Source organism: Pseudomonas sp. S04 (genome assembly GCF_009834545.1).
Taxonomy (GTDB): Bacteria; Pseudomonadota; Gammaproteobacteria; order Pseudomonadales; family Pseudomonadaceae; genus Aquipseudomonas.
Genome location: NZ_CP019427.1, coordinates 5,289,931 through 5,311,144 on the forward strand (window position 1 = coordinate 5,289,931; position 21,214 = coordinate 5,311,144).

Annotated in this window: 22 protein-coding genes; 9 read left to right on the top strand and 13 right to left on the bottom strand. The window is 59.8% G+C overall.

Annotation, left to right across the window (positions count from 1 at the left end; genetic code table 11):
• Nucleotides 1-3: 3 nt before the first annotated feature.
• Together ribF and murJ are read right to left on the bottom strand one after the other, a co-directional pair.
• A complete protein-coding gene (ribF, locus tag PspS04_RS23600) occupies nucleotides 4-942 on the bottom strand; it encodes a bifunctional riboflavin kinase/FAD synthetase (protein ID WP_095166498.1) in 939 nt (312 codons plus the stop codon).
• Between the two features lie 129 nt (nucleotides 943-1,071).
• Nucleotides 1,072-2,610 (bottom strand): murein biosynthesis integral membrane protein MurJ, encoded by a 1,539-nt coding sequence (gene murJ, locus PspS04_RS23605; protein ID WP_159998045.1) that lies wholly within the window; start codon nucleotides 2,608-2,610, stop codon nucleotides 1,072-1,074.
• A 252-nt stretch (nucleotides 2,611-2,862) separates the two neighbouring features.
• On the opposite strand from murJ, the gene rpsT reads away from it, so the two are divergent.
• A complete protein-coding gene (gene rpsT / locus PspS04_RS23610) occupies nucleotides 2,863-3,141 on the top strand; it encodes a 30S ribosomal protein S20 (RefSeq protein WP_003185593.1) in 279 nt (92 codons plus the stop codon).
• Between the two features lie 117 nt (nucleotides 3,142-3,258).
• Here rpsT and PspS04_RS23615 read toward each other — a convergent pair whose 3' ends face one another.
• The 5 genes from PspS04_RS23615 to rplU form a co-directional block, all read right to left on the bottom strand.
• Nucleotides 3,259-3,720, bottom strand: a complete 462-nt coding sequence (locus PspS04_RS23615) for a CreA family protein (RefSeq protein ID WP_159998048.1) — start codon at nucleotides 3,718-3,720, stop codon at nucleotides 3,259-3,261.
• A gap of 15 nt (nucleotides 3,721-3,735) precedes the next feature.
• Nucleotides 3,736-4,854, bottom strand: a complete 1,119-nt coding sequence (gene proB / locus PspS04_RS23620) for a glutamate 5-kinase (protein ID WP_095166492.1) — start codon at nucleotides 4,852-4,854, stop codon at nucleotides 3,736-3,738.
• 123 nt (nucleotides 4,855-4,977) lie between these two features.
• Nucleotides 4,978-6,201, bottom strand: a complete 1,224-nt coding sequence (cgtA, locus tag PspS04_RS23625; RefSeq protein WP_095166490.1) for an Obg family GTPase CgtA — start codon at nucleotides 6,199-6,201, stop codon at nucleotides 4,978-4,980.
• Between the two features lie 193 nt (nucleotides 6,202-6,394).
• Nucleotides 6,395-6,670 carry a 50S ribosomal protein L27 gene (gene rpmA / locus PspS04_RS23630; RefSeq protein ID WP_093419745.1) on the bottom strand — a complete coding sequence of 92 codons (276 nt, stop codon included), beginning with the start codon at nucleotides 6,668-6,670 and terminating at the stop codon, nucleotides 6,395-6,397.
• Nucleotides 6,671-6,705: 35 nt separating this feature from the next.
• The gene (gene rplU, locus PspS04_RS23635) at nucleotides 6,706-7,020 is read right to left on the bottom strand and encodes a 50S ribosomal protein L21 (RefSeq protein ID WP_003176051.1); all 315 of its coding nucleotides are present in this window, start codon (nucleotides 7,018-7,020) and stop codon (nucleotides 6,706-6,708) included.
• Between the two features lie 240 nt (nucleotides 7,021-7,260).
• On the opposite strand from rplU, the gene PspS04_RS23640 reads away from it, so the two are divergent.
• The 3 genes from PspS04_RS23640 to PspS04_RS23650 all read left to right on the top strand — a co-directional run bounded on the left by PspS04_RS23640 (nucleotide 7,261) and on the right by PspS04_RS23650 (nucleotide 9,221).
• Nucleotides 7,261-8,229, top strand: coding sequence for a polyprenyl synthetase family protein (locus PspS04_RS23640; RefSeq protein ID WP_095166627.1), 969 nt, complete (start codon nucleotides 7,261-7,263; stop codon nucleotides 8,227-8,229).
• Nucleotides 8,230-8,414: 185 nt separating this feature from the next.
• Nucleotides 8,415-8,756, top strand: coding sequence for a zinc ribbon domain-containing protein YjdM (locus tag PspS04_RS23645; protein WP_027617845.1), 342 nt, complete (start codon nucleotides 8,415-8,417; stop codon nucleotides 8,754-8,756).
• Between the two features lie 207 nt (nucleotides 8,757-8,963).
• Entirely contained in the window at nucleotides 8,964-9,221 is a 258-nt protein-coding gene (locus PspS04_RS23650) for a PA4570 family protein (RefSeq protein ID WP_095166625.1), read from the top strand.
• An 83-nt stretch (nucleotides 9,222-9,304) separates the two neighbouring features.
• Here PspS04_RS23650 and PspS04_RS23655 read toward each other — a convergent pair whose 3' ends face one another.
• The 3 genes from PspS04_RS23655 to PspS04_RS23665 form a co-directional block, all read right to left on the bottom strand.
• Entirely contained in the window at nucleotides 9,305-9,922 is a 618-nt protein-coding gene (locus PspS04_RS23655; protein ID WP_095166489.1) for an FKBP-type peptidyl-prolyl cis-trans isomerase, read from the bottom strand.
• Between the two features lie 129 nt (nucleotides 9,923-10,051).
• Nucleotides 10,052-10,354 (bottom strand): DUF6482 family protein, encoded by a 303-nt coding sequence (locus PspS04_RS23660; protein WP_095166487.1) that lies wholly within the window; start codon nucleotides 10,352-10,354, stop codon nucleotides 10,052-10,054.
• A 110-nt stretch (nucleotides 10,355-10,464) separates the two neighbouring features.
• A complete protein-coding gene (locus tag PspS04_RS23665; RefSeq protein WP_095166485.1) occupies nucleotides 10,465-10,953 on the bottom strand; it encodes a TIGR00645 family protein in 489 nt (162 codons plus the stop codon).
• A gap of 157 nt (nucleotides 10,954-11,110) precedes the next feature.
• Here PspS04_RS23665 and PspS04_RS23670 point away from each other — a divergent pair, with 157 nt between their 5' ends.
• On the top strand, nucleotides 11,111-12,940 hold the full coding sequence (locus tag PspS04_RS23670) for a hypothetical protein (protein ID WP_159998050.1): 1,830 nt from the start codon (nucleotides 11,111-11,113) through the stop codon (nucleotides 12,938-12,940).
• Nucleotides 12,941-12,942: 2 nt separating this feature from the next.
• Here the strand turns inward: PspS04_RS23670 and PspS04_RS23675 are convergent, their stop codons facing one another.
• Together PspS04_RS23675 and PspS04_RS23680 are read right to left on the bottom strand one after the other, a co-directional pair.
• Nucleotides 12,943-13,284: a PA4575 family protein gene (locus tag PspS04_RS23675; protein ID WP_095166481.1), complete on the bottom strand. Its 342-nt coding sequence runs from the start codon at nucleotides 13,282-13,284 to the stop codon at nucleotides 12,943-12,945.
• A 265-nt stretch (nucleotides 13,285-13,549) separates the two neighbouring features.
• Nucleotides 13,550-15,988, bottom strand: coding sequence for a Lon protease family protein (locus PspS04_RS23680; protein ID WP_095166476.1), 2,439 nt, complete (start codon nucleotides 15,986-15,988; stop codon nucleotides 13,550-13,552).
• Nucleotides 15,989-16,265: 277 nt separating this feature from the next.
• On the opposite strand from PspS04_RS23680, the gene PspS04_RS23685 reads away from it, so the two are divergent.
• From PspS04_RS23685 to PspS04_RS23700, 4 genes are all read left to right on the top strand, one after another.
• The gene (locus PspS04_RS23685; RefSeq protein WP_095166474.1) at nucleotides 16,266-16,754 is read left to right on the top strand and encodes a DUF3015 domain-containing protein; all 489 of its coding nucleotides are present in this window, start codon (nucleotides 16,266-16,268) and stop codon (nucleotides 16,752-16,754) included.
• Between the two features lie 92 nt (nucleotides 16,755-16,846).
• Entirely contained in the window at nucleotides 16,847-18,700 is a 1,854-nt protein-coding gene (locus PspS04_RS23690) for an Lnb N-terminal periplasmic domain-containing protein (protein ID WP_159998052.1), read from the top strand.
• Nucleotides 18,701-18,760: 60 nt separating this feature from the next.
• Nucleotides 18,761-19,066 carry a chorismate mutase gene (locus PspS04_RS23695; RefSeq protein WP_095166470.1) on the top strand — a complete coding sequence of 102 codons (306 nt, stop codon included), beginning with the start codon at nucleotides 18,761-18,763 and terminating at the stop codon, nucleotides 19,064-19,066.
• A 135-nt stretch (nucleotides 19,067-19,201) separates the two neighbouring features.
• Nucleotides 19,202-19,696, top strand: coding sequence for a GreA/GreB family elongation factor (locus tag PspS04_RS23700; protein WP_159998054.1), 495 nt, complete (start codon nucleotides 19,202-19,204; stop codon nucleotides 19,694-19,696).
• Here PspS04_RS23700 and gdhA read toward each other — a convergent pair.
• Nucleotides 19,693-21,030, bottom strand: coding sequence for an NADP-specific glutamate dehydrogenase (gdhA, locus tag PspS04_RS23705; RefSeq protein WP_095166466.1), 1,338 nt, complete (start codon nucleotides 21,028-21,030; stop codon nucleotides 19,693-19,695). The two genes, PspS04_RS23700 and gdhA, sit on opposite strands and share 4 nt — an antisense overlap.
• Nucleotides 21,031-21,214 lie beyond the last annotated feature (184 nt).

Consider the following 21,214-nt stretch of genomic DNA (forward strand, 5'->3'; position numbering starts at 1 on the left):
TCATTAGCGATTGGCGCTAGGTGCGGCATAGGCACGGGCGGCGGCGACATCCGCATTGATCGCCGTCTTAAGCGCCTCCAGAGAGGCGAAACGCTGCTCATCACGCAGCTTGTGGTGGAAAACCACCGTCAAACGCCGGTCATACAGATCGCCGGCAAAATCGAGTATATGGACTTCAAGGTGGGCTTTGCCGTCACCTGCGACCGTTGGCCGGACGCCGATATTGGCGACGCCTGGCCAGGTCTTGCCGTCGAGGTCGACACTCACCAGGTACACCCCGGTCAGCGGCACGCGACGGCGCTTGAGTTGCACGTTGGCCGTTGGCGTACCCAACTGGCGCGCCAGCTTCTGCCCGTGCAGGACCCGCCCGGCAATCCGGAACGGCCGCCCGAGCAAACGCTCAGCCAACTCGAAATCAGCGGCGGCCAGGGCGTTTCGCACCTGGGTGCTGCTGACCCGCAGACCGTCCAGCTCGACCGTCTGCGCCGCCTCCACGGTAAAACCCTGGACGCTACCCGCCTGCTGCAGGAAATCGAAATCCCCTACCCGGTCACAGCCGAAGCGGAAATCGTCACCGACCTCCAGATGCTGGACGCCCAGGCCATCGACCAGGATGGTGTCGACGAATTCGGCGGCGCTGAGTTTGCTCAAGCGCTGGTTGAACGCCAGGCATAACACCCGGTCAACGCCTTCGTCTGCCAGCAGTTGCAGCTTGTCGCGCAGGCGAGCAAGACGCGCGGGCGCGGTGTCGGGCGCAAAAAACTCGCGGGGCTGGGGCTCGAAAATCACCACGCAGCTGGGTACGCCCAACTCAAGCGCACGTTCACGCAGCCGGCCCAGGATAGCCTGGTGACCACGGTGAACACCGTCAAAGTTGCCAATAGTGGCGACGCAGCCCCGATGCTGGGGGCGCAGATTGTGGAGGCCTCGAACCAGCTGCATAACGCGCTTCTTGCTCATAAAGTGGTCGATTATAACCACACCCGGCGGCCGACGACAGGCAACACCGTAACCCAAAGTGATCGAACCGACAAAACCGACGCCTGGCTCGCGATTATTCCAGCATTGGCGTCAGCTCAACGCCTTGCGATTGAAGTCCCGCAGACGGAAGCCCAGCAGCGCCAGCATGCCGAAATACGTTACCACCCCAGCACCAACCAGCACGCCCAGACGCAAGAAACGCTCGAGCATGTGACCGTCGCTCCAGGCCGGCATGAAATGCATTATCCCCAGCAGTACTGCGGACATCACGGCCACCGCCAGCAACAGCTTAAGGGCAAACTTGACCCAACCCGGCTGCGGTTGATACATATTCTGCTTGCGCAGTTGATAGAACAACAGGCCGGCGTTCAGGCACGCCCCACCACTAATGGCCAGCGCCAGGCCCGCGTGCTGCAGCGGACCGACCAAGGCCAGGTTGAACAGCTGGGTGACTATCAGGGTGAAAATTGCGATTTTTACCGGAGTGCGGATGTTCTGTTGCGCGTAAAAGCCGGGAGCCAGCACCTTGATCACGATAATCCCCAGCAACCCGACCGAATACGCCACCAACGCGCGCTGGGTCATCGACGCATCAAAGGCACTGAACTGACCGTACTGGAACAGCGACACGGTCAACGGCTCCGCGAGGATCCCCAGGGCCAGCGCACAGGGCAGCACCAGCACGAAGCACAGGCGCAGGCCCCAGTCGAGAATGCGCGAGTATTCGTGGCGGTCCTTGCTGGCATAGGTCTTGGCCAGGGTCGGCAGGAGAATGGTGCCCAGGGCCACGCCCAACACCCCTGATGGCAACTCCATCAGCCGATCGGCGTAGTACATCCAGGACACGGAGCCGGCCACCAGAAAAGAAGCAAAAATGGTGTTGATGATCAACGAAATCTGACTGACCGAAACCCCGAGGATCGCCGGCAGCATTTGCTTCATCACGCGCCAGACCCCGCTATCACGCAGGTTCAGCCGTGGCAGCACCAGCATGCCGATCTTTTTCAGGTGTGGCAGCTGATAAAGCAACTGCGCCAAGCCGCCAGCCAGCACCGCCCAACCCAGCGCCATCACCGGCGGATCGAAGTAGGGGGTGAGGAACAGCGCGAAGATGATCATGCTGACGTTGAGCAGGGTCGGCACGAACGCCGGCACCGAGAACCGGTTATAGGTATTGAGAATCGCCCCAGCCAGCGAAGACAGGGAGATCAGCAATATATAAGGGAACGTGACCCGCAGCAGGCTGGCCGTCAGCTCGAACTTTTCCGGGGTATCGGTAAAACCCGGGGCCGTGGCCCAGATCACCCAGGGCGCAAAGATCATCCCGATGATCGTCACCAGCGCCAGCACCAGCGTCAGCAAACCCGAAACATAAGCCACGAAAGTGCGGGTCGCCTCCTCGCCTTGCTGACTTTTGTATTCTGCCAGGATCGGTACGAACGCCTGGGAAAACGCGCCCTCGGCAAAGATCCGCCGCAACAGGTTGGGCAGTTTGAAGGCAATGAAGAAGGCGTCCGTGGCCATGCCGGCGCCAAATATACGGGCGACGAGGGTGTCACGCACGAATCCCAGAACCCGGGAGATCATCGTGATAGAGCTGACGGCGGCCAAGGATTTAAGCAGGTTCATGGAAGAGTTTTTTGCCTGTCGATAAACAGCAGGCGAACAATGCGCCTACTTATGCGATACTCCGCGCCGCAACAGCACAGAGCCAAAGCTCGCGAGTTTACAGGTCGTACGCCGGAATGAAATATCCCGGTGCTTTATACCTACCACTTAGCGGAACGTCTCAACCGCCCTTGACAAGACTTCAACTCATCGGCATGATTCGCGGCCTATTTTGTTTGCTATTTCCCAAAAAGTCTTTCGAGGAGCTCGACGGTGGCCAACACACCTTCCGCCAAAAAACGTGCAAAACAGGCTGAGAAGCGTCGCAGCCACAACGCCAGCCTGCGTTCCATGGTTCGTACCTACATCAAGAATGTAGTTAAAGCCATCGACGCAAAAGACGCTGAAAAAGCGCAAGCTGCTTACGTTCTGGCCGTGCCAGTTATCGACCGTATGGCCGATAAAGGCATCATCCACAAGAACAAAGCTGCTCGCCATAAGAGCCGCCTGAATGGCCACGTAAAGGCTCTGAACGTTGCCGCTGCTGCCTAAGCGACACGCTCATTAAAAAACCGACCTCAGGGTCGGTTTTTTATTGCCTGCGATTTGATCAAACCAATACAAAAAACTGTAGGGGTGGGCGCCCACCCCTACCAGCCTCGAATCAAATCAATGCTGAGCCCACGGCAAAATCGGAATCGCCGTCACCGCATTCTGCGGACTGCCTTCGATCAGGCGGTCGCTATAGACCAGGTACACCAGGGTATTGCGCTTCTTGTCGAGAAATCGCACCACCTGCATGGTCTTGAACACCAGGGACGTGCGCTCCTTGAACACCTCGTCACCATCCTTGAGTTCACCCCTGAAGCTGATCGGCCCAACCTGACGACAGGCAATGGACGCCTCGGCACGATCCTCGGCCAACCCCAGACCACCCTTCACTCCGCCGGTCTTGGCGCGCGACAGGTAGCAGGTCACACCATCGACCTTCGGATCATCAAAGGCCTCGACCACAATACGGTCATTGGGCCCGACAAACTTGAATACGGTCGACACCTGACCAATCTCTTCGGCCGAAGCCAATAGCGGCATCACCAGCAACAACCCCAACAAGCCCTTTGCCATGCGCATGCGCGTTTCCTTCACTCAAACCAGAATCAGGTTATCGCGGTGAACCAGTTCCGGTTCCGCCATGTAACCCAGCAAACCGACAATCGCCTCGGACGATTGACCGATGATTTTTTGCGCCTCCAGGGCGCTGTAGTTAGCCAGGCCACGGGCAATCTCGCGACCGTCCGGCGCCACGCACACCACCATTTCGCCACGGCGGAAGCTGCCCTGGACCAGCTTGACGCCAACCGGCAGCAAGCTCTTGTTGCCCTGGGACAAGGCCGAAACCGCGCCCGCATCCAGCACCAGCGTGCCGCGCGTCTGCAAGTGCCCCGCCAGCCACTGCTTGCGCGCCGCCAGCAGGCCACGCTCAGGCGACAGCAAGGTGCCGATACGCTCGCCTGCCTTCAGGCGATCCAGCACCCGCTCCAGACGCCCGCCCACGATGATCGTGTGCGCCCCGGAACGCGCCGCCAGCCGCGCCGCACGCAGCTTGGTCTGCATACCGCCACGGCCCAGCGCGCCGCCCGTACCGCCAGCCACCGCATCCAGCGCCGGATCATCGGCACGCGCCTCGTAAATCAGCTGGGCATCGGGGTTATTCCGCGGATCAGCGTCGAACATGCCATCACGGTCCGTAAGAATCACCAACAGGTCCGCCTCGACCAGGTTGGCCACCAGCGCCGCCAGGGTATCGTTGTCGCCGAAGCGGATTTCGTCGGTGACCACCGTATCGTTCTCGTTGATCACCGGGATGACCTTGAGATCGACCAGCGCGCGCAGGGTGCTGCGAGCATTGAGGTAACGCTTGCGATCGGACAAGTCATCATGCGTCAGCAGGATCTGCGCAGTGTGCCGGCCATGCTCGGCGAAGCTCGACTCCCAAGCCTGCACCAGGCCCATCTGGCCAATAGCGGCCGCCGCCTGCAACTCATGCATTGCACTGGGTCGTGCAGTCCAGCCCAGGCGACTCATGCCTGCCGCCACCGCCCCCGAGGACACCAGCACCAACTCGACGCCCGCCTCGTGCAGCGCCACCATCTGCTCAACCCAGACGCCCATTGCCGCGCGATCCAGACCCTTGCCGTCAGCCGTCAGCAAAGCGCTGCCGATCTTCACGACCCAACGCTGCGCACCTGTCACCTTGCTCCGCATGATCTTCAACCTTAGCTTGAGGACAGCACGACCCAGTGCTGCCCATAACGTTATTCGTGACTACCGATTTCCAGATACTAAAACGCCGCTCCAGGGAGCGGCGCTTAAGTTTATCGCAACGTATCAGTCACGCACGTAAATGATTTCCGGACCATCTTCGTCATCCACATCTTCTTCATCCCAATCATCGTCACCGATGTCATGGACCGACTTCACGCCGCTGCGGCGCAGGGCACGCTGGTCATCCAGGGCCTGCAGCTGGGCACGCGCTTCATCTTCGATGCGCTGGTCAAGATCCGCCAGCTCTTCACGGTACGCCGGATCGTTGGCCAGGCGATCAGCACGATCTTCCAGGTAACGCATGATGTCGCGAGTCAGGCGCTCAGTGCCTTCTTTGGCGATAGCCGAGATGACGTAGACCGGACCAGTCCACTCCAGGCGATCGACGATTTCCTTGACGCGCTCTTCGTGCTCTTCCTCGAGGATCTGGTCGCACTTGTTCAGCACCAGCCAACGATCACGCTCAGCCAGGGACGGGCTGAACTTGGTCAGTTCGCTGACGATCACTTCAGCGGCATCGGCTGCACTGGTTTCATCCAGCGGCGCCATGTCGACGAGATGCAAAAGCAGGCGGGTTCGCGACAAGTGCTTGAGGAAACGAATCCCCAGGCCAGCGCCATCCGAAGCACCCTCGATCAGACCCGGGATGTCGGCAATGACAAAGCTTTTCCAGCGATCGACACTGACCACGCCCAGGTTTGGCACCAGGGTGGTGAACGGGTAATCGGCAACTTTCGGCTTGGCAGCCGACACCGAACGGATAAAGGTACTTTTACCGGCGTTAGGCAAGCCCAGCAGGCCGACGTCCGCCAACACTTTCATTTCCAGCTTGAGGTCACGCTGCTCGCCCGGCTTGCCCGGCGTAGTCTGGCGTGGCGCCCGGTTGGTACTGGATTTGAAACGGGTATTACCCAGACCGTGCCAGCCACCATGCGCCACCAACAACCGCTGACCAGCCTTGGTCAGGTCGCCGATAACTTCCTGGGTTGCCGAATCGATCACCGTGGTACCGACCGGAACCCGCAATACCAGCTCTTCACCCTTCTTGCCGGTGCAGTCAGTGCTGCCGCCGTTGGCGCCACGCTCGGCATCGAAGTGCCGGGTGTAACGGTAGTCCACCAGGGTATTGAGGTTTTCGTCGGCGATCATGTAGACCGAGCCGCCATCACCCCCATCACCACCGTTCGGACCACCGTTCTCGATGAATTTTTCCCGACGGAAGCTCATGCAACCATTGCCGCCATCGCCAGCTTTTACTCGAATCGATACTTCATCAACAAACTTCATAACAAAACGCCTCTCGCCATACGGACGAGCCGAAAAAACCAAGACATAAGACTCTTGCAAAAATGAGCGCAGCGACCTCAAGCAACGACCGCAAACCCACTGCTTTCGCCCATCACAAACAGCTTTGCAAGAGACTCACCCCACAAACGAAAAAGCCCCGTCGCAAGACAGGGCTTTTCCAGCAACTACGTAATTATGCCGCGACGACTGGAGTCTTCGGGACAATGCTCACGTAACGGCGGTTGAAAGCGCCTTTTACTTCGAACTTGATCACGCCGTCGATTTTAGCGAACAGAGTGTGATCTTTGCCCATGCCAACGCCGTAGCCAGCGTGGAATTGGGTGCCGCGCTGACGCACGATGATGTTGCCCGGAATGATAACCTGGCCGCCATACATCTTCACGCCAAGGCGTTTGGCTTCTGAGTCGCGACCGTTACGGGTACTACCACCAGCTTTTTTGTGTGCCATGAGTTCAATTCTCCTAGTGAGGAATTAGGCTGAAATTAAGCCTGAATACCGGTGATTTTGATCTCGGTGTACCACTGGCGGTGGCCCATACGCTTCATGTGGTGCTTACGGCGACGGAACTTGATGATGCGGACTTTATCGTGACGACCTTGGGAGATCACTTCAGCCACAACGGTAGCGCCAGCAACAACTGGAGCGCCGATATTCACGTCGTCGCCATTGGCAACCAACAGAACGCGATCAAAAGTAACGGATTCGCCGGTAGCGATTTCCAGTTTTTCGATCTTCAGGTATTCACCTGGAGCAACTTTGTACTGCTTGCCACCAGTAACGATTACTGCATAAGACATGGTATTTCTCCGATAATCCTGCTCACCCAGCTCTTTATAAGAAGAGGTATTGGCTGGCATGGCTGCATAAGGCTGGAAGGCCGGTTTGCAATTGCGTAAGGCAGGTGCTGCCCAGGAAGTTCAGGGTGCGCGATTGTACGCAAGCCACGAGCGCGTTGCAAGGGGCCGTCCATCGTGCCTTGACACCCGCTGGCGTGGGTCCTAGCATGCCGCGCAACCCTTATGGAGCACCTGTCGCTGATGCAACCCCAAGCTTTCTACCGCGCGGTGGCGGACGATTTTAGCGCCGTCGACGGCATCATCAAGAAGCAGCTGACTTCCCGAGTGCCGCTGGTATCGAAAATCGGCGACTACATCACCTCGGCTGGCGGTAAACGCCTGCGTCCTTTATTAGTGCTGCTGTGCGGCAAGGCCCTGGGTCGCGAAGGCGATGACATGCGCCTGCTGGCAGCCACTATCGAGTTCCTGCACACCGCCACCCTGCTGCACGACGACGTGGTCGACATGTCCGGTATGCGCCGTGGCCGCTCGACTGCCAACGCCATGTGGGGCAATGCCCCGAGCGTGCTGGTCGGCGACTTCCTGTATTCGCGCTCGTTCGAGATGATGGTCGAACTGGGCTCCATGCCGGTGATGAAGATCCTCTCCCAGGCCACGCGGATCATCGCCGAAGGCGAAGTCCTGCAGCTGTCCAAGGTGCGCGACGCCAGCACCACCGAAGAAACCTACATGGAAGTCATTCGCGGCAAGACCGCGATGCTCTTCGAAGCCTCGACCCACAGCGCTGCTGCCCTCGCGGGTGCAACCCCGGAGCAGAGCGAAGCCCTGCGCACCTTTGGTGATCACCTGGGCGTGGCATTCCAACTGGTCGACGACCTGCTCGACTATCGCGGCGATGCCGAGACCCTGGGCAAGAACGTCGGCGACGACCTGGCCGAAGGCAAGCCGACCCTGCCGCTGATCTACACCATGCGCGAAGGCACGCCAGAACAGGCAGCCCTGGTGCGCAAGGCGATCCAGAAAGGCGGCATCGAAGACCTGGAGAGCATCCGCGCCGCTGTGGAGGCCTCAGGCTCGCTGGAATACACCGCGCAATTGGCGCGCGACTATGTAGCCCGCGCGATCAAGTGCCTGGAAATGCTGCCGGCCAGCGAGTACCGCGATGCCCTGGTTGAGCTGAGCGAGTTCGCGGTCGCCCGCACGCACTAAGGGATATCTGTAGGAGCGAGCTTGCTCGCGAAGGTCGCCAACGATAACGCGTGCATCCTGAATGAACGTGGTGTCATTGAGTTCTTCGCGAGCAAGCTCGCTCCTACAGGTGTTGCATCGCCCTCTCCCGCTTAAAACCCTATATAATGTGCGCTTTTTAGCCATCCTGAACTCAAGGAGCTTTAGTGAGCACGTTGCCACCCTGCCCGAAATGCAATAGCGAATACACCTACGAAGACGGCGCCCAACTGATCTGCCCGGAGTGCGCCCACGAATGGTCTGCCAACGGCGAAGCCGAGGCGGCGTCCGATGAAACTGTGAAAAAGGATTCGGTCGGCAACGTCCTGCAAGATGGCGACACCATCACCGTGATCAAGGACCTCAAGGTCAAGGGCACCTCGCTGGTGGTCAAGGTCGGCACCAAGGTCAAGAACATCCGCCTGTGCGATGGCGACCACGACATCGACTGCAAGATCGATGGCATCGGCCCGATGAAACTCAAATCCGAGTTCGTCAGAAAAGTCTGAACCTGCTGCAAGCCATCGCGCGTCCGCGCGGGATGGCTGCTCTCCCCCCCCCCTCGTAAGCCTTCCTCTCGCCCCAATAGCAAAACGCCAGCCGTTTTGATCCTGAGCAATCCCCGCGCACAAAATCCGCAGAAACCGCCAATAGGCACTTGCTATTAATTGAATAAGAATTATTCTCATCAAACCACTAAAAAGGAGATGAGCATCATGACTTACTTGATTGATGCATGGCTGGACCGCCCACACCCTTACCTCAGGATCCTGCATCGGGAAACCGGGGAAGTCTGCGCTGTACTGGAAGAAGAAGCCTTGAGCGAACTGCAGGACCAGGGCGACCTCGACCTCAATGGCCTGAGCTCCAGCGAACCGGTGGTGCTCAAGGAGCTGGTGCGCAACCTGTTTCTGTTCTGCTATGCCCGGGCATTGCGCCCGACGCATGATCTGACGCACAAGATCGAAATATGATGCAGCACAAAAAACTGTGGGAGCTAGCGCCCGCAAGCGGGCGCTCGCTCCCACATTAGCCCGATGTCATATCAGGCCGGGTATTACAGAACGTCCAGCAGCTCGACGTCAAATACCAGAACGCTGTGCGGCGGGATGCTGCCAACGCCTTGAGCGCCGTAAGCCAATTCGCTCGGCACGTACAGACGCCATTTGCTGCCTGCGTTCATCAGTTGCAGGGCTTCGGTCCAGCCAGCGATCACGCCGCCAACCGGGAATTCTGCAGGTTGACCACGATCGTAGGAGCTGTCGAACACAGTGCCGTCGATCAGGGTGCCGTGGTAGTGAGTACGCACGGTGTCTTCGCGGGATGGCTTGGCGCCTTCACCGGCAGTCAGGACTTCAAATTGCAGACCGGAAGCCAGGGTGGTGATGCCGTCACGCTTGGCGTTTTCAGCCAGGAATGCCAGGCCTTCACCCGCCGCTGCTTCAGCCTTGGCTGCCGCTTCGGCTTGCATGATTTCACGGATGACCTTGAAGCTGGCCGACATGGCTTCCTGGCCAACGCGGCTTTCCTTACCGGCGAAAGCGTCGGTCAGACCTGCCAGGATTGCGTCCAGGCTAACGCCCGGTGGCGGGTTGTCGCGCAGCTGGTCGCCCAGCTGACGGCCGATGCCGTAGCTGACGCGGGTTTCGTCGGTGGACAGATTTACTTCGGACATGACACTGCTCCGCTGTGCGGACGGCCCGAGACGTTGCCGTGCGTGCACAGCGCATCCCGGAGCGCCCGGAACCAAAAGGGCGAGCAGACTAGCACAGATGCCCGTGCGTTGATCAGGGGGCCAGCACCCTCAAGCCGAACGGAAGGCGATCGGCACTTTCAGGCTGTCCTCGCTACTGGCGCCCAATCCGCACATCTCGTCGTGGACCGAGGTGTGGACCAGATTGAACGGTAGCTTGGGAAAGGCGTGGAGCATTTGCCGCGCATGCTCCACCGAGCGCAGGTGCATCATCTGGCCATGGGTGTCGCTCAGCGGGTAGGCCGCGCCGTGCATCCGCGCCTCGAGGAGATAGATCCCGCCTTCCATGGAGATCAGATTCAGCTCATCGACCTTGCCGGCGATGGCATAGGCGTTCAACTCTTGCAGGTTCATGTGCACACCCCGTGCATTGGCGAGCCAGGACCCTTACAGGGATAAGCCTCGACGCACCAAAGCACAAGCCGACAACGCTGCCGCCCGTCCGTTTACCACCTGCGGGGTAATCAGTGCTTGGTCAGTTTGTCCAGGTAGCCCATGGCGAACGCCGAAATCACGAACGTCATGTGAATGATCACGTACCACTTCAGGTGCTCGGGATCGACGTTCTTGGCGTCCATGAAAATGCGCAGCAAGTGGATCGAGGAAATCGCCACGATCGAGGCCGCGACTTTCATCTTCAGCGAAGACGAATCCATGGTGCCCAGCCAGTTGAGCTTTTCCTTGGATTCATCGATATCCAGCTGGGACACGAAGTTTTCATAGCCGGAGATCATCACCATCACCAGCAGGCCGCCCACCAGGGCCATGTCGATCAGCGACAGCAGGACCAGGATCAGGTCCGACTCGGCCATCGAGAAGACGTTGGGGATAACGTGGAAGACTTCCTGAAAGAACTTCAGGGCCAGGGCCAGCAAACCCAGGGACAGGCCGAAGTAGATAGGGGCCAGCAACCAGCGCGAAGCGTACATTGTGTTTTCGATAAAGCGTTCCATTAAATCTCACACCAAGGCTGGAAATGGCGGCGAGTATACCAGCCGCTCAAACACCCATAAACCGCTGGCAAATCCATAACCTGGAAGTCTGACCGAGGGTTTTCTGCTAGTGTCCAAAGCGTTCGCACCCACGTGCGTCGTACGGGAATACTGGAAAATGGATGTGCGCTTACCCTTGACGACGATCGGCCTGTGCCTGGTGGCGCTGCTCAGCGGCTGCTCGCCCGCGGACGAAAAGCCTGCGCAAAGCCTTGAAGACAAGACCGCCCAGTTCGAAAAGTCACTGGACGCCATCACCGATCCCAAGCTCAAGGATGCCGTATCCAGCCTCGGCGGCTCCTTGCTGCTGCTCGAACGCGCCCAACAGAAGCTGGCCGCCAAGCCGGTCGAAACCGAGTACGGTGACGACGCCATGGCATTGCTCCGGCACTACGCAAGCCCGCAGGCGCTGGTCGACACCTACATCAATGGCCTGATCGTCCTGCGCAAGGATGCCAGCTCCGACTACCTGACCGACCTGCAACCGGTGTTCCCGTTCAACTTCAACATGCCCTCGGAGTTTCCCTTCCCCCACGGCCTGGAATGGCAATCGGTCACTCTTAGCAACAAGCAGGTCATCCCCTTCCAGGCCGAATGGTCGGAAACCGACCCCGGCATTCAGCTGAGCCCCTCTAGCTCGAGCTTGACCGCCCCGGATGACCTGACCCTCGCCTACCCCTTTGTCGAGGGACTGGAGGTGGCCAACAGCAGCCAGCCACAACCCCTGACCCTGCAAGGCAAGGTCGAAGTGATCGCACCGCACAAGGTCGCGACCTTCAACCTGAGCAAAAAGGACATCGGGCTTACACGGACCGAGGCCAACCTCAGCGTCACCCTGCACAGCCTCGAGAACAACTACGCCGAAATTACGGTCGACAACCGCGCAGCGCTGGCCCCAGAGGTCGGCGACACCCCGCTCAATCCGCTGATCGTCCAGGCCCGGGACCAGACCGGGCAGTTCCTCGCACGCGCCGGCTCGATCAACGAAGACTCCGCACAAATAGCCTTCTATCAAAACCAACTGGCCGAGATGCAAAAACAGACCGCCTGGAGCGAGGCACTGGAAAAGCAGCTTAATGACGAACTGCAAGCCTTCGAGCGCCAGCAGAGCCATCATTACACCAAGGTCTACTTCAATGGCCCCATCGACAGCCTGGAAGTCAACGTGCTGGATTTTTCCGCCGCCACCGTGACCCGCAAGGAACTGGATCTGCCCGTCAGGCGTTTTGACCGCAACACCACCGACAAAACCATTCAAAGCCTCACCCCGCCCGTGGTGGTCTATGACGACCAGGCCGGCAACTGGCTCAAAGGCGCGAGCCTGGACGCGCAGCAACTGAAAAACAGTATTCGCATCACCCAGTCGGTGGAGGACGCCAGTGCCGCGCGCATTCAGTTCGACCACCCCAGCAGCTTCAACGATGAACTGCTCGGTAGCTCATTCAGCCCCGGCCCGACTCCGTTGACCTTCTTTACCCAGAATGACGATGGCCAGCGTGGCACTCCCATCGAGTTGCCAGCCGAAGCCTTCGAAATCGATCCATTACACGCCACCATCACCTACGACCTGACCCTGTTCCCCGAAACCCCGGCCTACGCCGTGGGCTCCATGCCACTGTTTCTCGCCGATATCGAAAAGCACAGCCTCGACGCCAGCAAACTACCCAAAGGCCTGGAGCTCAGGGGTAACGCCCTGCTGGTCGACCAGAAGGTTTTCCCCGCGCAGGACTGGCGCTTCTTCGCCAAGGACGCGAGCGGCAACTACCTGAAGGAAATTCTGCTGGTCAGTCATGACGCCAACACAGAGGGCCCCGCAGTGCTGGACGTGCACTACTTCTATGGTCAGCCGAGCCAATTGGAAAGCTACCAACGCACCGACCTGGAAACCATCGAGTATGGCTTTGAGGTCAAGCTCGACAAGGTGCAGAACCCCACCCCTGCCGAGTGAGGTCAATGCCTTGGAGTCGAATCGAAACCATCCTGGTTGCGGTACCGGCCGCCGTTGATTTCCCGTAGCTGGGCTTGCAGGTGCAAGCACCAGATCTGCGGGTCGTCGGCCAGTTGATAACCATGCAGGGTCAGGCTTTCAACGATGGTATCGAGTATCGATTCAGCCACAAAAGGGCCATGAAACGGGCCTTGGGCCTTGATCGCCGAAGGCTGTTCGCCTGCCATGCCGGCAGCAAACAGCAAGGTCCACATGCCAGTATCGCCGGCGAGCGGGCGCACACTGCATTCGATCCGGGTCACGAGACCCAGGCATTGGCGGGTAAGGCAGAGGTTGCGCGACATGGCGGCGACCCTCGATAGATCCGGTATTCAGCCTCCACGCGAAGGCTGTCTCGATCCAGTGATAACTGTCGATATCCTAGACCTGAGCATAGAAGAAAAGTCGAATCAGCAAGTTGCCGAGGGTAACGAAGCGCCGAATGGTCGCTGTTGGTTTTTTGACGTCATTCGCTGCGCCATAAAAAAGGAGCAAGGCTTACCCACGAAGGCGTCATTTCGTACGCATTCGCGGGTAAGCCTTGCTCCTACAGCGGGTAGATGACTGGGATCAAGCCGGCTTGGCTTCGGCCAGCGCCTCCTGCGCCAGTTCTTTCTCGGCCTCCTTCAAGTCCTCTTCGCTGATCATTTCCGCGATCACTCGCAAACGCTCGACCACCCGTGCGTTGACGCTGCCCTCAGGGAACTGGCCCTCCTCGTCCGGCTCACCGGCCGGCTCGCCAACCAGCAGGCTCAATGCCTCGTCGGCCTGGCGCACCGCATACACATGGAACTGCCCGGCCCGCACCGCCGCCAGGACCTTCTCATCGAGCATCAGCGTGGCCACGTTGGCCTGCGGGATGATTGCGCCCTGCTCACCGGTCAGTCCGCGAGCTTCGCACAGCCGGAAGAAGCCTTCGATTTTCTCGTTGACCCCACCCACTGCCTGTACTTCGCCGAACTGGTTGATCGAGCCGGTGATGGCGAAGCACTGCTTGAGCGGCGTCTTCGACAAGGCCGAGATCAGCGTACATGCCTCGCCCAACGACGCACTGTCGCCGTCGACATAACCGTAGGACTGCTCCAGGGCAATACTCGCCGAGATCGCCAACGGGAATTCCTGGGCATAACGACTGCCCAGGTAACCGGTGAGGATCATCACGCCCTTGGAGTGAATCGGCTGCCCGAGGTTGACCTCTCGCTCGATGTCGACGATGCCACTGCCACCCGGGTAGACCGTCGCGGAAATCCGCGCCGGAACGCCGAAGGCCGAGTCACCCACTTCCAGCACCGTCAGCCCGTTGCATTTGCCCACGGCCGCGCCAGCGGTGTCGATCAGGATGATCCCCGCCAGCATGTCATCGAGAATCCGTGCCGAGACGCGCCCGGTACGGGTGGCCTTGGCCTTGAGTGCACGCTCGATATGCCCGGCGTCGGTCATTTCGTCGCCGGCCAGGTGCCGGATGAAGTCCGCCTCGCTGACCAACTGGAACAGGTCGCCGATGCGTGCCGACAGACGCCCCTGGTGCTCGGCCAGGCGCGCACTGTAAGTCGCCAGGCGCGCCACCGCATCGGCGGTCAGCGGGGCCATGCCTTCTTCCGAAGTGCGAGTCTTGAGCAACTGGGCGAACTGCTCCAGGCTCTCGTCGACCATTGGAATGTCTTCGTCGAAATCCACCAGCACCCGGAACATCTCCTGGAAGTCCGGATCCAGGTCCTGCAGCGTGTAGTACAGCTGGCGGGCGCCAATGATGACCACCTTGACCTGCAACGGAATGTGTTGCGGCGTCAGCGTCACCGTGGCCAGGCGGCCCATCTCCCCGAGTGGCGATTCCATTTTCAGCTTGCGCGACTGCAGGGCACGCTTGAGCGCATCCCACACGAACGGCTCACTGAGCATTTTTTCCGCTTCCAGGATCAGGAACCCACCATTGGCCCGGTGCAAGGCACCGGGTCGCAGTTGACGATAGGTGGTATAGAGCGCGCCCTGATCGGTGCTGTACTCGATGCGGCCGAACAGGTTTTCGTAGGTCGGGTGCGGTTCAAACACCACCGGCGCACCGCCACTGACCGAATGCCCCACCACCAGGCTCGGCGCGTATTGCTCCTCCAGCAGTTTACGGGCGACGGCGTCGGTCTTGCTGTCGTCGACCAGTTGCTCGACCACGGTCTTGAGCAAGTACACCTGCATCGCCTGCAGGTAACCGCACACCGCTGCATTTTCCGCGTACTTTTCCGACAGCGGCGCAAGCAATGGCTGCAAGGCCAGGGTGATGGTTTCTTCGTTCAGGTGACGCATCTGATTGCTGGATTCACGCTTCCACTGCGGCAGGCTGGCGAGCTCCTCGTTGAGTCGCTCTTCAAGCCCGGAAATATCTTCGTGGAACTGCTCACGCACCGCTTCCGGCAACTGGGCGAACTCAGCCTCATCCAGCGCCTTACCCTCACTCATCGGAGTGAAGGCAATATTGGTGCTGTCGCGGTACAGCGCGACTTCTTTCTCCAGTGCCAGACGCTCGATCACATCCAGTGCACGGTCGTAGCGCTGGTTGAACGCGCGGTCGATGGCGCTTTTCTTTTGCTGGTAGGACGGGTGTTCAAAGACCGCAGGAAAGGTCGCGAGTAAGTTGTCGATCAGGCCATTGATATCGGCGATGAATGCACCGGCCGTGCCCGAGGGCAACTCCAGGGCGCGGGGTTCGCGTGGCTCATCGAAATTGTTGACGTAGACCCAGTCCGCCGGGGTCTGCAGGCGCTTGCCTTCGGCCTTGAGGTACCGTTTGACGAACGAGAACCGACCAGTGCCAGGCTCACCCATGACAAACACGTTGTAACCGGGGCGTGGCATGGCCACACCGAACTGCAAGGCTTCGACCGCGCGTTCCTGGCCGAGCACACCGCGAAAAGGCTCCAGATCATTGGTGGTAGAGAAGCTGAACTGTTCAGCGGAAAACGGACGGGTCAGCGCTTCGGGCGCTAGACGCAAGCTGGCAGCAACAGGATCAGGCATCGGGCTTCCTTACATCAGGCGGGGCAGTTGGAGGCATTCTGGCGCTGCCTGCACCTGACTGGCAAGGCGCGCCTTGGGTAAAAGCATAGTCAAACGCCGAACCCTACCCAGGCGCCGGCTAAATCACTGGTTTGAGGAATATTTTTCCAAAAAACCACGGAACCCACGGAACCTGCCTAAACTCCAAACTGCGCGGCTGGACTAATAACCGGCCCACTGATGCCAAATTGGCCTCAGAACTCCTGTCCATTGGTACGCACATAAAGAGAACAAAGCTATGAAACGGATTCTTCTTGGTACTCTCTTCACCGCTGTATCCCTCAACGCCATGGCGCAGGCGCCAGGCGGTCCGGATTGCGGTTGGGGCAACATGCTGTTTGAAGGTCAGCGTGGCACCCCGGCTCACTTCCTGGCTTCCACCACCAACGGCACCTCCGGCAACGCCACGTTCGGCATGACCTCCGGCACCAACGGCTGCGCGACCAACGCTGCGCTGACCTATGGTGGCAAGTCCTGGTTCGCCATGAACGGCATGATAAACGAGCTGTCCGAAGACATGGCCAAGGGTCAGGGTGAAGCACTGACCACTTACGCTGTGGTCCTGGGCGTCGCACCGGAAGACCGTGCGCACTTCGCCGCCGTTACCCACGAACATTTCCAGCAGATCTTCAGCAAGGCTGACGTGACCGCTGAAGATGTGCATACCAATACCCTGGCCGTACTCAAGGCCGATACTCGCCTGGCCAAATACGCCACCCCAGCTTAAGCTCGACCTCACCCGCCCTCTCACCGGGGCGGGTTTTGTTTTTTGGACCTGACTGCATTTGGTCTTTATTTTTTCGACTTAAGTTGCCCACCATGCTCAAACGCCTTGCCTGTCTGGCGCTGTTTGTCTGCGCCCCGCTGTCCGCCGCGCCCCACCTCGACAACCAACGCCTGCAGCAACTGGCCAACGACCCGTTCTGGATTTCCCTGGGCCACTACGAAACCGCCAAGCTGGGCGGCTGGCGCAGCTACATCAGCGACCACAAATTTTTCCTGGCCCGCGACGGTGCCGAACACCCGGATGCCGAACTGGCGGCCACCGTACAGGCGCTGTATGCCCCGGCCAGCCTCGGTCAGCAACATGCACAATGCGTTTACCCGGCGCGTACCCGCTGGCTGCAGGCGCAACTGCAGCTCAACGACCTGCCCGCGGTGGACTGCAGCGAATTCAAGCAATGGTTCAAGGATGTCTCGCCCCACAGTGCGGTGATGATTTTCCCTGCGGCCTACCTCAACAGCCCGTCTTCAATGTTCGGCCACACGCTGTTGCGGATCGACCAGGCCGGCGTACAAAGCGACAACACTGCCCTGCTCAGCTATGCGATCAACTTCGGCGCCTACATTGAGGGCTCGGACAACAGCATCCTGTATGCCTGGAAGGGTTTGATGGGCGGCTACCCGGGCTTGTTCGCCCTAGTCCCCTACCAGGAAAAACTCTCGGAATACCGCAGCCTGGAGAACCGCGACCTGTGGGAGTACCGGCTGAACCTGACCCAGGTCGAAACCGAGCGCATGGTCGAGCACGTCTGGGAACTGAAGCAGATCCAGTTCGACTATTTCTTCTTCGATGAAAACTGCTCTTACCGCCTGCTGGAGCTGCTGCAGGTGGCACGACCGGGGCTCAAGCTGACCGAACAATTCCCACTGACGGCCATTCCCACCGACACCGTCAAAGCGGTGAAAGATGCCGGGCTGGTGGAGAAAATCGACTATCGGCCGTCCCGCGAGCGCGAGTTGCTGAGCCGCGCCGAAACACTGTCTGACGAAGAGCAGCAGTGGGTGCTGAAGGTCAGCGCCGACCCGCAACAATTGCAGGCACCGTCCTGCAAGGCCCTGCCACGGGACCGCCAGGCACTGATCATCGATGCCGCCTACCGCCTGGAACGCTACCGCGCCAATGGCCAGGAGCGCGACCCGGCACGAGCGCAACGCAGTTTCGAACTGCTGCGGGCGATCAACCAGAATCCACCACCGGAGCTAGCCATCGAGCGCCCGGGGCTGCCGGAAGACGGGCACCAATCACGCACCTGGCAGGCGGGTATCGGTACCCGCGGCGACCAGGCGTTCGGTGAATATGGCCTGCGCATGGCGTATCACGACCTCAACGACAATGCCGAGAGCTTCCCGCTGGGCGCACAGATTGAGATCCTGCAAATGAAGCTGCGCCAGTACGAGGGCAACCAGTGGCAGTTGCAACAGCTGGACCTGGCCACCATCCGCTCCCTGACCCCACGCAACGAACTCCTGCAACCCTGGTCCTGGCAAGTTACCGGCGGCCTGGAACGGGTGCCGGGCAAGCACGATGACGAGACCCTGGTCAGCCATGTCAACGGCGGTGCCGGCGGTACCTGGCAATTGGGTGAGGATGTGCTGGGGTTTGCCCTTGGCACGGTGCGGGTCGAACACAACAATGACTTCGCCGAGTTCATCTCGCCGGCGGCCGGATTCAACAGTGGCCTGCTGTGGCGCAACCCACTGGGCAACCTGAGCCTGGAAACCCGCGGCGATTTCTTCACCAACGGCGAGGTGCGCCGTAGCCTGAGCCTGAACCAGCAGTGGGAACTGTCGCGCAACCTCGGCCTGCGCCTGAGCGCCCAGCGCGAATTCAGCCACCTCGCATCGGCGCAGAACGAGGTGATGCTGGAGCTGAAGTGGTATCACTATTGAGCGGCCTTTAGGGGCATGCCTTCGCTGACCAGCCCCCCAAAAAACACGAACGGAAAATACATGGACGTCCACTGCCACACCCTCGAAGAAGTACGTACCCATATCGATCGCCTGGACCGGCAGATCGTCACCCTGCTGGCCGAACGTGGTGCCTATGTGGCGCAGGCGGCCCGCTTCAAGAAAGACGTTGATGCGGTCAAAGCGCCGCAACGGGTGGAACAGGTCATCGCCAAGGTGCGCGCGTTATCCGAGCAAGTCGGCGCCCACCCCAATGTGACCGAACAGGTATACCGAGCCATGATCGCCGCGTTCATCGATCAGGAACTGACCGAGCACAGTCGCTTGGCAGGCGCGCCAACACAATAATCACAGGCTTCTTACGGATCCCTGCAGATTTAGCGGCCCGGAGTCTGGAATATGGCGAGGTGCGGTCGCTTTTGAACAACCCAGGAAACTAAAAGCCTGCGAGCATGGCCTAAACCCCATACAGGGAGAACCGCCATGAGCCGCGCTTTCGTCAATGAAGATAACGCCGCCGCCCAAGCCGACCAGCCCGTCGAGCGCCAGGTCAGCAGCCAACCCAATTACGTCACCCCCGACGGCCTGCGCCAGTTGCAGGACAAGGTCGCCGAACTGCAGACCCTGCACAGCGCGCAGTCGGCCCTCGGTGAGTTAGCCGACCAGCAGCGCCTGGCGGATCTGCAGCGCGACCTGCGCTACTACCACCAACGCCTGCAAAGCGCTCAGGTCGTGCCCCCGGCCACCTCGACCGACAAGGTGCAGATCGGCAGTTGGGTGACCTATGCCGATGAGCAAGGCACTGAGCGGCGCGTGCAACTGGTCGGTGAAGACCAGGCTGTTGCCGCCCAGGGCCTGATCAACTGGGGCTCACCACTGGGCCGCGCATTGCTGGGCGCGCAACTCAATGATGAAGTGCTCTGGCAACGCCCCGCCGGCGATCAACTGATCGAAGTGATCCGCATCGAAGCCGCTTAAACCACGCCCTGGGCGAGCATTGCGTCGGCGACTTTGACGAAACCGGCGATGTTCGCGCCCTTGACGTAGTTGATCTGCCCGTTTTCTTCGCCGTAGTGCACGCATGCGTGGTGGATCGACTGCATGATGTTGTGCAACTTGCTGTCGACTTCACCGGCAGTCCACAGCAGGCGCATGGCGTTCTGCGACATTTCCAGGCCACTGACCGCGACACCGCCGGCGTTCGACGCCTTGCCCGGGGCGAACAGGATTCCAGCCTCGATGAAGATATCCACGGCCGCCAGGGTAGTCGGCATGTTCGCCCCTTCGGCGACACAGATGCAGCCATTGCGCAGCAAGGTGCGCGCAGCCTCGGCGTCCAGTTCGTTCTGCGTGGCACACGGCAGCGCGATGTCACACGCCAAGTCCCACGGGCTTTGTCCGGCACGAAACTCCAGGCCGAACCGTGCGGCCAGTTCACTGATGCGGCCGCGCTTGACGTTTTTCAGCTCCAGCAGCGCCGACCATTGCTCCTCGCTCAGCCCACCCTCGCAGTACAGCGTACCTTCGGAGTCGGAGAGGGAAATCACTTGGCCGCCCAGGTCCATGACCTTGCGCGCTGCGTACTGCGCGACGTTGCCGGAGCCGGAGATTGCCACACGCTTGCCCTGCACCTTTTCACCGCGACGCTTGAGCATTTCCTCGGCGAAGTACACGCAACCAAAACCGGTGGCCTCCGGGCGAATCAGGCTGCCGCCATAGCTCATGCCCTTGCCGGTCAACACGCTGGTGAACTGGTTGCTCAGGCGCTTGTATTGGCCGAACAGGAAGCCGATTTCCCGCGCGCCCACGCCGATGTCGCCGGCTGGAACGTCAACGTCCGAGCCGATATGGCGATACAGCTCGCTCATGAAGGCCTGGCAGAAGCGCATCACTTCAGCATCGCTCTTGCCCTTCGGATCGAAGTCCGAGCCGCCCTTGCCACCGCCCATCGGCAGTGAAGTCAGGGAGTTCTTGAACGTTTGCTCGAAGGCCAGGAACTTCAGCACGCCCATGTTCACCGACGGGTGGAAACGCAGGCCGCCCTTGTACGGGCCGATGGCGCTGTTCATCTGGATCCGGAATCCGCGATTGACCTGCACCGCGCCGTGATCGTCGACCCAGGAAACGCGAAACACCACGGCCCGCTCCGGCTCACAGATGCGCTCCAGGATGCCGGAAGTCAGGTAGTGGGGATTGGCTTCGAGAAAGGGCCACAGGCTGCGCAGGACCTCTTCGACGGCCTGATGGAATTCAGGTTGGTCAGGGTCACGTTTTTTCAGGCGCGCAAGGAAGGACTCGACGGATTCGATCATGGAAAAGTCTCGGCAAATTTATTGTCGTTGGGAGAGATTGAGCCGGACTGTAACAAACGAGAGGAGCACCGGAACAGCGCAAAATGTCGCAGTTATGAAATTAAATGGTGCAATGGATATAACTTAAGCCAATTTTTGCGCCGTTTGTGCACAGAAACAGGGACCCCAGATCAGCATTTCGCAC